The sequence below is a fragment of the Pseudomonas syringae pv. tomato str. DC3000 genome (assembly GCF_000007805.1).
GTDB lineage: Bacteria > Pseudomonadota > Gammaproteobacteria > Pseudomonadales > Pseudomonadaceae > Aquipseudomonas > Aquipseudomonas avellanae.
On the sequence record NC_004578.1, the window covers coordinates 6,064,754 to 6,077,753 of the forward strand.

The 13,000-nt window shown below is 58.5% G+C and carries 12 protein-coding genes and 1 tRNA gene; 7 read left to right on the top strand and 6 right to left on the bottom strand.

All coding sequences use genetic code 11. The annotated features are described in order from the left end of the window. Positions 1-12 precede the first annotated feature (12 nt). The 6 genes from hisA to PSPTO_RS27590 form a co-directional block, all read right to left on the bottom strand. Positions 13-750, bottom strand: a complete 738-nt coding sequence (gene hisA / locus PSPTO_RS27565) for a 1-(5-phosphoribosyl)-5-[(5-phosphoribosylamino)methylideneamino]imidazole-4-carboxamide isomerase (RefSeq protein ID WP_007246848.1) — start codon at positions 748-750, stop codon at positions 13-15. Between the two features lie 105 nt (positions 751-855). Then, on the bottom strand, positions 856-1,116 hold the full coding sequence (locus tag PSPTO_RS27570) for a DUF2164 domain-containing protein (RefSeq protein ID WP_004397145.1): 261 nt from the start codon (positions 1,114-1,116) through the stop codon (positions 856-858). A 4-nt stretch (positions 1,117-1,120) separates the two neighbouring features. Continuing rightward, positions 1,121-1,759, bottom strand: coding sequence for an imidazole glycerol phosphate synthase subunit HisH (gene hisH, locus PSPTO_RS27575; protein ID WP_005767120.1), 639 nt, complete (start codon positions 1,757-1,759; stop codon positions 1,121-1,123). Continuing rightward, positions 1,759-2,352, bottom strand: a complete 594-nt coding sequence (gene hisB / locus PSPTO_RS27580; RefSeq protein WP_002551454.1) for an imidazoleglycerol-phosphate dehydratase HisB — start codon at positions 2,350-2,352, stop codon at positions 1,759-1,761. Before hisB ends, hisH begins: the two co-directional genes overlap by 1 nt. Before the next feature lie 92 nt (positions 2,353-2,444). Then, positions 2,445-3,644 (bottom strand): aromatic amino acid transaminase, encoded by a 1,200-nt coding sequence (locus tag PSPTO_RS27585; protein ID WP_011105431.1) that lies wholly within the window; start codon positions 3,642-3,644, stop codon positions 2,445-2,447. A 237-nt stretch (positions 3,645-3,881) separates the two neighbouring features. Next, entirely contained in the window at positions 3,882-5,543 is a 1,662-nt protein-coding gene (locus tag PSPTO_RS27590) for an OFA family MFS transporter (protein WP_011105432.1), read from the bottom strand. Between the two features lie 500 nt (positions 5,544-6,043). Here PSPTO_RS27590 and PSPTO_RS27595 point away from each other — a divergent pair, with 500 nt between their 5' ends. The 7 genes from PSPTO_RS27595 (at position 6,044) to PSPTO_RS27625 (ending at position 12,746) form a co-directional block, all read left to right on the top strand. Beyond that, positions 6,044-8,269, top strand: coding sequence for an AsmA family protein (locus tag PSPTO_RS27595; RefSeq protein ID WP_011105433.1), 2,226 nt, complete (start codon positions 6,044-6,046; stop codon positions 8,267-8,269). A gap of 84 nt (positions 8,270-8,353) precedes the next feature. Then, positions 8,354-9,421, top strand: a complete 1,068-nt coding sequence (mutY, locus tag PSPTO_RS27600; protein ID WP_005767127.1) for an A/G-specific adenine glycosylase — start codon at positions 8,354-8,356, stop codon at positions 9,419-9,421. Continuing rightward, positions 9,418-9,690: an oxidative damage protection protein gene (locus tag PSPTO_RS27605; protein ID WP_002555777.1), complete on the top strand. Its 273-nt coding sequence runs from the start codon at positions 9,418-9,420 to the stop codon at positions 9,688-9,690. Before mutY ends, PSPTO_RS27605 begins: the two co-directional genes overlap by 4 nt. Before the next feature lie 100 nt (positions 9,691-9,790). Then, positions 9,791-9,866, top strand: a tRNA-Phe gene (locus tag PSPTO_RS27610). A 207-nt stretch (positions 9,867-10,073) separates the two neighbouring features. Beyond that, on the top strand, positions 10,074-11,282 hold the full coding sequence (locus tag PSPTO_RS27615) for a tyrosine-type recombinase/integrase (RefSeq protein ID WP_011105434.1): 1,209 nt from the start codon (positions 10,074-10,076) through the stop codon (positions 11,280-11,282). 157 nt (positions 11,283-11,439) lie between these two features. After that, complete coding sequence (locus tag PSPTO_RS27620) at positions 11,440-12,396, top strand: hypothetical protein (RefSeq protein ID WP_005767131.1); 957 nt, start codon at positions 11,440-11,442, stop codon at positions 12,394-12,396. 125 nt (positions 12,397-12,521) lie between these two features. Beyond that, positions 12,522-12,746 (top strand): helix-turn-helix transcriptional regulator, encoded by a 225-nt coding sequence (locus tag PSPTO_RS27625; RefSeq protein WP_005767133.1) that lies wholly within the window; start codon positions 12,522-12,524, stop codon positions 12,744-12,746. Positions 12,747-13,000: the final 254 nt, after the last annotated feature.

Consider the following 13,000-nt stretch of genomic DNA (forward strand, 5'->3'; position numbering starts at 1 on the left):
GTCTCCAGCTATTCAGCGTTGTTCGCGGTCGCAGAGCGCCTGGGCTTCAGCCACATCCAGCGTGCCTTCGTAGATCGCACGACCGGTGATTGCGCCGATGATGCCCGGAGCCTTCGCATTCAACAGCGCCTGAATGTCGCCCAGATTGTGAATACCGCCCGAAGCGATCACCGGGATCCGCGTGGCGGCCGCCAATGCTGCGGTGAACGGGATATTGCAGCCCTGCATCATGCCGTCTTTGGCGATGTCGGTGTACACGATGGCCGACACGCCGTCGGCTTCAAAGCGCTTGGCCAGATCAATGACCTGCACAGTGCTGACTTCAGCCCAGCCGTCGGTGGCGACAAAACCGTCCTTGGCGTCCAGACCCACGATCACCTTGCCGGGGAACGCGCGGCAGGCTTGCGCCACGAACTCGGGATCTTTGACGGCCTTGGTACCGATGATGACGTAGCTCACACCGGCCTTGATGTAGTGCTCAATGGTTTCCAGCGAGCGGATGCCGCCACCAATCTGGATCGGCAGGTTCGGGTAGCGTTTGGCGATGGCGGTAACCACATCACCGTTGACCGGCTGACCTTCGAACGCGCCGTTCAGGTCGACCAGATGCAGACGGCGGCAGCCACCGTCGACCCACTTGGCAGCCATGGCCACCGGGTCGTCGGAGAACACCGTGGAATCTTCCATCCGGCCCTGACGCAGACGTACGCAGGCGCCGTCCTTGAGGTCGATAGCGGGGATAATCAGCATGCTTATTCCTTCGTCAAAAGAGCGGCAAGCTGCAAGCGATTAGCTGCAAGTATGCGTACTCACCAATTCTTGCAGCTTGAAGCTCAACGCTTGAAGCTGCTTTATCTAATTCTTTTCGAGTGACCAGAGATCACTTTCGATGCTCTCGAAGCGCTCTTTGAGGTGCTGCTGAACATCGAAAATAGCGCGATTGTAGTAATGCGGTGCGATCTCGCGAGTGAACAGTTCAAGCACCTCTGCCACCTCAAACGAACCCAGGTCCAGCTCGAAACGGTCGGCGAACAGACGCTTGAGCTTGTCGATCGCCTGCTGCTCATGCTCGGGCGAGAGGGTCAGAATGGGCGGCTTGCCCTTGGCTTTGCTCATGCGCTTACCAGCGACCATCCCAGGCGGCGAAGTTCTGCAGCAATTGCAGGCCGTGGGTGTGGCTCTTCTCCGGGTGGAACTGCACGGCGAAACGCGAACCGTCGGCCAGTGCTGCGGCAAAATCGAGGCCGTAATGACCACGCCCGACCACCTGACGCTGGTTGGCGGCATCGATGTAGAAGCTGTGCACGAAGTAGAAGCGCGCCAGGTCCGGAATATCGTGCCACAGCGGGTGATCGACCGCCTGCGTTACCTGATTCCAGCCCATGTGCGGCACTTTCAGGTGCTCGCCTTCTTCATGCAGGTTCTTGCCGAAGAACTTCACCTGGCCGGGGAACAAACCAATGCAGTCCACGCCGCCGCTCTCTTCACTTCTGTCGAGCAACGCCTGCATGCCGACGCAGATGCCCAGAAACGGGCGATCCTGGCTCACTTCCCTGACCAGCGAATCAAAACCCAGACGACGGATCTCGGCCATACAGTCGCGAATCGCGCCCACACCCGGAAACACCACACGGTCGGCTTCGCGAATCACCTTGGCGTCACTGGTAATCAGCACACGGCCTGCGCCCACATGTTCCAGCGCCTTGGCGACCGAGTGCAGGTTGCCCATGCCGTAATCGATGACCGCAACCGTCTGCATCAGAGCACACCCTTGGTGGATGGCATTTGCCCGGCCATGCGCTCATCCAGCTCGACCGCCATGCGCAGTGCACGACCGAAAGCCTTGAACACGGTTTCGATCTGGTGGTGAGTGTTGGTGCCACGCAGGTTGTCGATGTGCAGCGTCACGTTCGCGTGGTTGACGAAGCCCTGAAAGAACTCCTGAAACAGGTCCACATCAAAGCCGCCAACCGTGGCGCGGGTATACGGCACATGCATTTGCAGGCCCGGACGACCCGAAAAATCGATCACCACACGCGACAGCGCTTCGTCGAGCGGCACATAGGCGTGGCCGTAACGACGAATGCCCTTCTTGTCGCCGATGGCCTGGCTGAACGCCTGGCCGACGGTGATCCCGACGTCTTCTACCGTATGGTGGTCGTCGATTGCCAGGTCGCCCTTGCATTCGATGTCCAGGTCGATCAGCCCGTGCCGGGCGATCTGGTCGAGCATGTGCTCAAGGAAAGGCACACCGATATCGAATCGGGCCTTTCCGGTGCCATCCAGGTTGATCGAGGCTTTGATCTGGGTTTCCAGAGTATTGCGCTCGACGTACGCCTTACGTTCGGCCATCACCAGCTCCGCAAAATCATTGGGCGAAAAAAGGCGAGCATTATAGGCTCAGAAGCGCTCGCCATGAAGCAAACAGACGACCAGCAGGGCATTTAGTGGGCAAAGAGGCTCGCAATCGCGTCACACACCTTGTCGATATTTCTTTCATTCAAGCCCGCCATGCACACCCGGCCACTGCGCAGCATGTAAATACCGTGAACATCTTTCAGCTCGTCAACCTGCTGCGGCGTCAATCCGGTGTAGCTGAACATGCCGCTCTGCCTGAGGATAAAGCTGAAATCGCGCCCGGCAACTTTCTGCGCCAGCACCGAAACCAGACGGCTGCGCATGTCGATGATGCGCAGGCGCATGGTTTCGACCTCGCTCAGCCACTGATCACGCAGTTGCGGTGTGTTGAGCACTCTGGACACCAGAAACGCGCCATGCGCAGGCGGACTGGAATAGTTGCGGCGTACTGTGGCCTTGAGCTGGCCGAATACATTGGCGGCCGATGCGGTGTCTTCGCAGACCACCGATAGCCCGCCGACCCGCTCGCCATACAGCGAGAAGATTTTCGAGAACGAGTTGCTGACCAGCGTGGTGATGCCCGCGTCGGCCATCGCGCGGATAGCGTAGGCGTCTTCGTCGATGCCTTTGCCGAAGCCCTGATAGGCGATATCCAGAAACGCGATGAGCTGGCGATCCTTGATCACTTCGATCAACCGGTCCCACTGCTCGACGGACAAATCCGCGCCAGTCGGGTTGTGGCAGCACGGGTGCAGCAAAAGGATGCTTTGCGCCGGCAGACCCTGCACGGTGTCGAGCATAGCCTCGAACCTGACGCCGCCAGTCTGGGCATCGAAGTAGGGGTAAGTATTGACCTTGAAGCCCGCACCGCCGAACAGCGCAAGGTGGTTTTCCCAGGTCGGATCACTGACCCACACCTGAGAATCGGGGAATGCATATTTGAGGAAGTCGGCCCCCACTTTAAGCGCGCCCGAGCCGCCCACGGTTTGGATAGTCGCCACGCGACCGGCCTGCACCAGCGGATGGTCGGCGCCGAACAACAGGGTTTGCACCGCCTGCCGGTAAGCCGCCAGGCCTTCCATCGGCAAATAGACAGAAGCCGCCTGCTCGCCTTCGGCCAATTGTTGTTGCGCAGTTGCCACGCATGCCAACTGCGGGATACGTCCCTGCGCGTCGTAATACAGACCGATGCTCAGATTGACCTTGTCTGCGCGTGGATCCTTGCCAAAGGCTTCCATCAGCGAAAGGATCGGATCACCGGCGTACGACTCCACGTGGGCTAGCATGCAAACAACTCCTTCAGGCAATAAACACAGGGGTTGCTAATGTAGCAGCGTCTGCGGGGGAACGGGCAGTGCATCGAGTACATCGGGTCAACTGAATATCGCTATCGCGACGAACACAGTGGTCATCGTTCCCATGCGGAGCACTGGCACGATAGTCAAAAGTGCAGCGCACCAAAAACCCAGGCAAAAAAAAGCGCCGGCACCGAGGTGCAAGCGCTTTTGGTTACCTGCAGGCTTTTAGTGAAACAGCACTGCGGTCTTTTGCAGGGTAATCCAGACGCCCCATGCCAGCGGGATGCCGACCGCCAGCCAGGCAGCGATCACCAGCGGCTTGCTGGAGGAGGATGCTTTCCACTCCAGCGAAGTAGCGGCGCTAGCGCCCTTGTCGCGACCAATGGCCTGTTCAGCAGCCAGTTCGGCGTCGGTCATGAAGTACTTGTCGGCAACCGGACGAATCAGCAGGTTGCAGATAAAGCCCAGCACCAGCAGACCCGCGAGGATGTACAAGGTGATGTTGTAGGCATCGGCACGCGCAACACCGTGGCTGAGTTGATACTCGCGCAGGTAGTTGACCAATACCGGACCCAGCACACCTGCCGCAGCCCATGCAGTCAGCAGACGACCGTGGATCGCACCCACCATCTGCGTACCGAACAAGTCAGCCAGATAGGCCGGAACCGTCGCGAAACCGCCACCGTACATCGACAGCACCACACAGAAAGCCGCTACGAACAGCGCAATGCTGCCCATATGACCCAGTGTCGGAACCGAAGCGTAAAGCAGGAAGCCCAGCGCGAAGAACACAAAGTAAGTCGCTTTACGGCCAATGTAGTCCGAGCACGACGCCCAGAAGAAACGACCGCCAATGTTGAACAGGCTCAACAGACCGGTGAAGCCGGCTGCAATGGCAGCAATGGCCTTCAGTTGATCAGCATTGAGTTCGCTGAATGTCAGATCGTTGCCCAGCAGTTTGCCGGCGAACACTTCCTGCAACAGTGGCGAAGCCATGCCCAGGATACCGATACCGGCCGACACGTTAAGGCACAGCACCAGCCAGACCAGACGGAATTGCGGTGTTTTCCAGGCCACGCTGACGTGCACGTGACGGTTGGTGATCATCGAGTTCTTGGCCTTGGCAGCCGGAGCAGTCCAGCCCTCAGGTTTCCAGCCAGTTGGCGGAACACGATAGCCCAGCGCGCCGCCGATCATGAAGATGAAGTAAATCACCGCCATCACCACGAAGCTCTGCCAGACGCCCACGCCCTCAGCCGAAGCGAAGTGGCCCATCAACGCAGTGGCCAGGGGTGCGCCCACCATCGCGCCGCCACCAAAGCCCATGATCGCCATGCCGGTCGCCATGCCGCGTTTGTCCGGGAACCACTTGATCAGGGTGGATACCGGGGAGATATAGCCCAACCCCAGACCGATACCGCCGATCACGCCCGAGCCCAGCCACATCAGCCAGATCTGGTGCGTGTAGATACCCAGCGCGGAAATCAGCAGACCGCCACACCAGCACAGTGCCGAAACAACACCTGCCTTGCGTGGACCTGCGTGCTCCAGCCAGCCACCCCAGATGGCAGCCGAGCAGCCCAGGAAGATGAAGAACAGCGTGTAGATCCAGCCCAGCATGGAGATCTGCCAGTCACAGGTCGACGCGAACATCTGCGCGAAGAAACCCATGTCCGGAGTGCAAGCAACAGGTGCAGTGACACCGACTGCCTTCGACAGTGGCAACCAGAACACCGAGAAGCCATAAGCCATGCCGATGCAAAGATGGATTGCCAATGCTGCTGGTGGAACAAGCCAACGGTTGAAACCGGGCTTGGCGATAATGCGCTCTTTGGACAAGAACGCAGGCTGAGCGGCTTCGCCGCCCAAGGCTGTACTTGTGCTCATTATAATTACCCCAATGTGTGAAGCTCGCAGATGGTCCGCTGGTCCGCCACAGACTCCATGCCGTGCGGCCATGTCTGTTTTATCGGCAGGTGAACTGGATACGTGACAAAAAGACGCACCCTACCCCAGCAAAAACGGAGACTATCACTGTCTGATGGCAAATAAGCATCTTGTTGCAGGCTTTTTATTATCAATATCAAAAGGTTAATCCGCGCCATCTATGAGCCCATAGATGTACTCAATTAAGTAATATCAAAATCCCTGTTCTGCGCTGAGTCGGACTACTAACTTTGGGGTCTGCTTAACCCTGGAAGATGCCCGAAAGATAGTGCGGCACGTACAGCGTCCCCTCGTTTTTTCGTCCACTCCGGACCTGAATCGAGGACCGCAACCCGTTCAAGCTGAACACCCACGAGCAATAACGGCATCCGCAGCCCGGTCCGTGCGTCAGAGCGGTATACTCGTGGGCTATTTTTGAACATCGACACAAGGACTCGCCCATGAAAGCGTTCGGCAAAATCCTGGGGCTGTTTATTCTCGGGTTGTTGCTGATCATCGTGGCTCTGGGCTTCGCCCTGACCCACCTGTTTGATCCCAACGACTACAAAGACGAGATTCGACAGCTGGCACGCGACAAGGCAAACGTCGAGCTGACGCTTGACGGCGATATCGGCTGGAGCCTGTTCCCTTGGCTCGGCCTGGAATTGCACGAGGCCCATGTCGCCACCCTGACCGCACCCGATCAGCCGTTTGCCGATGTGCAGATGCTTGGCCTGTCCGTTCGTGTTCTGCCACTGCTGCGCCGCCAGGTACAGATGAGCGACATCCGTGTCGAAGGTCTGAACCTGACGCTGCACCGCGATGAAAATGGCCATGGCAACTGGGAAGACATCGGCAAGCCTGCTGTCGCAACCACCGGCACACCCGGCGAAGCGACCCCAGCGCCAGCGCCGGACGCGGCGAAACCTGATCGCCCTTCCCAGCCCATCCGGCTGGACATCGACAGCCTGACCGTCAATAACGCTCGCGTTGACTACAGCGACGCCCGAAAGGGCCGAACCTTCACGGCCGAGAGTATCCAGTTGAGCACCGGGCCGATTCGTGAAGCGTCCGATATCCCGATCAAACTGACAGCGTTCCTGAGCACCAACCAGCCGGTTGTACGCACCAAGACCGAGCTGGTCGGCCAGTTGCGCATGGACCGCGTGCTCAAGCGCTATCAGTTCGAAGACATGCGCCTGTCCGGCGAAGTCGCAGGCGAGCCGCTGCAGGGCAAATTGGTAACGTTCTCGGCCCAGGGCCAACTGCTGGTGGACCTCACCGCGAACATCGCCGAATGGAACAGCCTCAAAATCTCGGCCAACCAATTGCGCGCGCTGGGCGAATTGCGTGCTCGCGACCTGGACAAAACCCCGCAGATCAGCGGCGGCCTCTCCATAGCCTCGCTTGATCTGCGCGCATTCTTCGAAAACATCGGTCAGCCGCTGCCAGCAATGGCAGAAGGTGCGCTGAGCAAGGTTGAAATGGTCACGCGCCTCAGCGGCACGCCCACCAGCCTTGCGTTGGAAAACCTCAACCTGAAAGTTGATGACAGCACCTTCACCGGGCGCATTGCCGTAGACGACTTCGCCAGACAGGCGCTGCGCGTCCAGCTCAAGGCTGACACCTTCGACGCCGACCGCTATCGCCCGGCTGAAAGCGAAGAAAGCAAAGGCGCCAAGGCTGCGCGCAAATCCGAAGTGCAATCGGGCGAAGCCGCCGCCGTTGCAGGCGACTCGCCGTTGCCCGAGCAACCGACCAAGGCGGCCTGGAGCAGCGCAAAACTGCTGCCACTGGAGCGTCTGCGCACGCTGGATGTCGCGGCAGACCTGAGTTTCGGCAAGCTGACCCTGAACAAGCTGCCCATCGGCAACGCTGCGCTCAGAACACAGGCCAGCGGTGGCGTGATCAAGCTCGACACCTTGAGTGGCGATCTCTACAACGGCAACTTCGAGGTCAAGGGTGACCTGGATGCACGTCCGGATGTGCCGGTTGCGAGTGTACAAACGCGTGTTGCCAAGGTGCCGATCGAGCGCGTTCTCGAAAGCCAGGGCCAGACACCTCCCGTACGCGGCCTGCTGACCCTCGACAGCAGCATGACCGGCAAGGGCAACAGCGAAAAAGCCCTGATCGACAGCCTCAATGGCACCGCCAGCTTTGCACTCAACAACGGCGTGCTGGTCAATGCCAACCTGGAGCAGCAACTGTGCAGAGGCATTTCGATCCTCAACCGTAAAACGCTCAGCGGCGAGCCGCGCGCCAAGGACACACCGTTCCAGCAACTCAACGGCACGCTGGTCATGCGCAACGGCGTCGCCAGCAACCCCGACCTGAAAATGCGCATTCCGGGCATGACCGTCAACGGCAACGGTGACGTAGACCTGCGCGTACTGGGCATGAACTACCGCGTCGGCATCATCGTCGAAGGCGACAAGAGCGACATGCCGGACCCGGCCTGCGAGATCAACCCGCGCTTTGTCGGCATCGAGTGGCCGGTGCAGTGCCGTGGCCCCCTGGAACTGGGAGCCAAGGCCTGCCGTCTGGACAAGGAAGGCGTTGGCCAGATCGCCGCGAAGCTGGCCGGCGACCGGATCAGCGAGAAGCTCGAGGGCAAGCTGGACGAGAAACTGGGCGACAAGGTCAGCCCTGAACTCAAGGACGCGCTCAAGGGATTGTTCAAGCGCTGAGGCGCAGCACAGGAGCGCCATTCTCTGGCGCTCCTGCACTGGCAAAAAACTTTTCACATCCCGACTATGAGAGCCCACCCGGCCATGCAACCCGAACAATTCTCCAGCGCCGTGCTGGACTGGTACGACCGTCATGGCCGACATGACCTGCCCTGGCAACAAGGCATTACGCCTTACCGGGTCTGGGTATCGGAAATCATGCTGCAGCAGACTCAGGTCAGCACCGTCCTGAATTACTTCGACCGCTTCATGGAAGCCTTGCCGACCGTGCAGGCGCTCGCCGAAGCCCCCGAAGACGAAGTGCTGCACCTGTGGACCGGGCTGGGTTACTACACCCGCGCCCGCAACCTGCAGAAGACCGCCAGAATCGTGGTCGCCGATCACGATGGCGAGTTTCCCCGCGACGTCGAAAAACTGATTTTGCTGCCAGGTATCGGCCTGTCCACCGCCGGCGCGATTGCCAGCCTGAGCATGGGCCTTCGCGCGCCGATCCTCGACGGCAACGTCAAACGCGTGCTGGCGCGCTTTACCGCGCAAGAGGGCTACCCCGGCGAACCCAAGGTCGCCAAACAGCTGTGGGCCACCGCCGAACGCTTCACGCCGCACAGCCGGGTCAACAACTACACCCAGGCGATGATGGACCTAGGCGCCACGCTCTGCACCCGCAGCAAACCCAGTTGCCTGCTCTGCCCGCTGGAACGAGCCTGCGAGGCGCACATGCTGGGCCTGGAAACCCGCTACCCGATCCCCAAGCCGCGCAAGACCGTGCCACAGAAACGCACGCTCATGCCGATGCTCGCCAACGAAGACGGCGCGATTCTGCTTTATCGTCGCCCCTCCAGCGGCTTGTGGGGCGGCTTATGGAGCCTGCCGGAGCTGGATGACTTCGATGACCTGCAACACCTGGCCACGCAACACGCGCTGCAACTGGGCGAGCATCACGAACTGCCGGGGCTGGTACACACCTTCAGCCACTTTCAGTTGAGCATCGAACCCTGGCTGGTCAAGGTCCAGGAGTCCGCCGATCACGTGGCCGAGGCCGACTGGCTCTGGTATAACCTCGCCACCCCGCCACGCCTGGGCCTTGCGGCCCCGGTGAAAAAGCTGCTCAAACGCGCAGCTGACGTATTGAACGCAGGAGAGTCGTCATGACCCGCACCGTAATGTGCCGCAAATATAAAGAAGAACTGCCCGGCCTGGAACGCGCCCCGTACCCTGGCGCCAAGGGCGAAGACATCTTCAACCACGTCTCGCAGAAAGCCTGGGCCGACTGGCAGAAACACCAGACCCTGCTGATCAACGAGCGTCGCCTGAACATGATGAACGCCGAAGACCGCAAATTCCTCCAGACCGAGATGGACAAGTTCCTTTCCGGGGAAGAATACGCTCAGGCCGAAGGCTACGTTCCCCCCGAAAAATAAAGCGTTTCACCCAGTGAAGGTCGTAAGCGTCGGTAATAATTCATTTTTTTAAAAAACACGCTTGACGACCTCCTGAAAAACACGTTTAATGCGCCCCGTTGCCCAGATAGCTCAGTCGGTAGAGCAGGGGATTGAAAATCCCCGTGTCGGCGGTTCGATTCCGTCTCTGGGCACCACCTTTCGTTTTCAGGTGATGCCAAGCACACCTGAAACACACAAGAAGCCCGCCTCGTGCGGGCTTTTTGTTGTCTGGAGTTCCCAACCGCTCCCTTGTAAGCCCAAAGATATGTGAGTAGATTCGTGAGTAGATCCAGTTCGGTCTAGAAATCTACTCACACCAAGCGGCAAAGCCCCCGCCTGGTAAAGCCTGCAAGGGGGCTGCTTTGCCGTTGTCAGATACCACCATCCGTACCGCAAAGCCCAAGGACAAGCTTTATCGCCTGACCGATGCCAACGGCCTTTGCCTTGAAATCGCTCCATCGGGATCGAAGCTCTGGCGATATCGATATCGCTTTAACGGCAAAGCAAAGATGCTGGCGCTTGGTGCCTACCCAGCTGTCACTCTTCTGAAAGCTCGCCAGCTCCGCGATAGTGCACGTCAGTTGCTGGTTGAGGGCAATGATCCCGGCGAGCACAAAAAAACCGCTCAGCAAGCACAGAAGGTTGAAGGGCTGACTTTTGAAACACTTGCCCGTGAGTGGTTCGCGTACAACTCCCCCCGCTGGGCAGAGAGCACCACCTATAAGGCCAAGCTTTATATGGAGAACGACCTTATTCCCGGTATCGGTGCCCGTCCGGTGAAAGCGCTCACCCGGCCCGATCTGGTTGATCTGGTGCGCAAGGTGGAGGCCCGCGGCACATTGAATGCGGCTGGCAAGATCCGTCAGTGGCTGCACCAGATATTCCGTTACGGCCTGGCAAAGGGAGTTGTCGAGAGCAACCCGGCCACCGACCTGGACGTTGTAGCCGCGCCGCAGAAAGCGCCCCGTCATCATCCACATGTGCCGTTCTCAGAATTACCCGAGCTTCTTGAGATATGCGACGGGTCTAAGATCAACACATTGACCCGATGCGCCATTCACTTACTGGTGCTGACCGCCGTTCGACCAGGCGAGCTGCGAAATGCCCCTTGGTCAGAGTTCGATCTGGATGCTGCTACTTGGGCTATCCCAAAGGAGCGAATGAAAGCTCGCAGACCTCATGTCGTCCCCCTACCCACTCAAGCGGTCGACATCCTGCGCCAGCTCCAGCCAATCACAGGTCGATACCCGTTGGTATTCGCTGGCCAGCACAACCCCAGCCGACCAATGAGCGAGAACACGATCAATAAAGCACTGCGCTTGTTGGGCTACGAGAATCGTCAAACCGGCCACGGCTTCCGCCATTTGCTTTCCACCGAGCTCAATGGGCGCGGGTATAACAAAGACTGGATAGAGCGCCAGCTTGCGCACGGTGACGCTGACGGCATCCGCGACACCTACAACCATGCCAGCTATCTGGAGCAGCGCCGGGGAATGATGCAGGCCTGGGCCGACTCAATCGACGCGCTAAGTGCTGGCTCCAACGTGGTGAGCATCAAGCGCCAGGCTTAACACTTATCCACAGGGTACGCTTGGTTATGATCGGGAGTAGCTGGTAAGCTAGTGGCCATCGCTGGATATTCGTACAGCAATGAGTATCAGCCGGTTGTTCCAATCCAGGCCGCCAATCGCTTGGCTGGCCCCAAAAGTGCGCGGACAGGGCAATTAGATGCTTCCACCCGGAAAGTACATACCGCTTGAAAGCGCTATAGCCTCGCTCAAGCGCGACCACCCAGAAGTGTTAAAGGCTATCGCGAACGCTATTAGCTCGGTAGACCCGCACGCCAAATTCAACCGCGAAATCATCACTGGATCAAAACACGGAGATAGCATTCCTGGCTTCGCCATCACTTATGGGCAGCTTGGCGGATATCTGAATACAGCTGTGACTAGGCTCGCTTCGGTCCTTATCGAGACCGAGGTTGGGGTTATTGAGTCGTCGCACGTCGCAGTCAATCGCGAATGGCTGCTCAACCAGCGCGAGCACGCCGCGCGTCAGCCTGAGGTGGTGCGAGAGATAGAGCTACGGTCCTACGCCTCACATGGTGCAACTGTAACCCCGATCATTCAACCGCTGGAGGACCAAGACCCGAAAGCCGCACGCGCCGAACTTCGCAAACTAAATATCCGCATAGAGCGGAGCCTGGTAATACGCCCAGACGACGAGCGAGAAGCCGAAATTGAGCGCCTTAGAATCCAATTGGAGGCGTCTACTGCTAGGGAAAAAGCCCTTGCTGCTAAAAACGACGCGTCCGACAAAGCGATAAAAATACTCACACGCGAGAACGACCAGCTACGCAAAGAGCGATCCAATACGCAGTTACCTCCAGCGTACATCGCGACCAGAAAGCCAGACGCTAAGCCCAGAAAGCTATCCAATGTGGAGATGCGAAACGAAAAAGCCAGGGCGTGCCAGGCACAGGTAGAGGAACGAGCCATATCACTTTGGCAGCATGACGATTACGCCAAGCATAGAACCATGGATATGGTTAACGTTATTAGGCGACTCGCTGATTCGGAGCCCGAATGGGATTTGCCAAAGAACGATGCGGCGCTAGCGAGGTGGATTTCAAGTTCTGCACCGGAGTTTGCAAAGCGACCTGGTCGTCCGCGCAAGGAAAAATAAAGAAATAAATCACACATCCGACCGGATAACAGAATATCCGGCGCCGCTCAGCAATTTTAAGTGCGCGTTATCCCTGCCAGCATTTCCATCGTCGATTACCAAGCACGCCCCAGGAGGCGCAGACGATGGCAAACACTACCAACACCCCTTCCCCAGCTCGCCGATTCATCAAACGTCAGGAAGTAGAGTCGATCACTGGTCTTTCCTGCACTGAGATTTACCGCCGCGTTGCTGCTGACAACTTCCCTAAGCAAGTCACCCTCGGACCTAAGTCCGTTGTCTGGGTAGAGACTGAAATTTTGGCATGGTGTGAAGCCAGGATTGCTGAGAGTCGTGGGGTAGCGGCATGAGCAAAGTAAACGAAGGCCTCAGAATCATCGCTGACGATCGGCATGCCTTGGTCATGAATGAGCAGAGCATGGTCAATGCCGAGACATTGATCACTGGTGAGCGCCCGCCATCGACCATGGACTTTCTCTGCCTGGCAAGCACACTGGAGCTGATTCAAGCCATCCTGAGCAGAGAGGGAAAGTCCTGTCCTGAGCGACTATCCGACGCCCAGGCCGCTGGCGCAGATCGAGGCCAGACCTTTCATGCTCTTCGT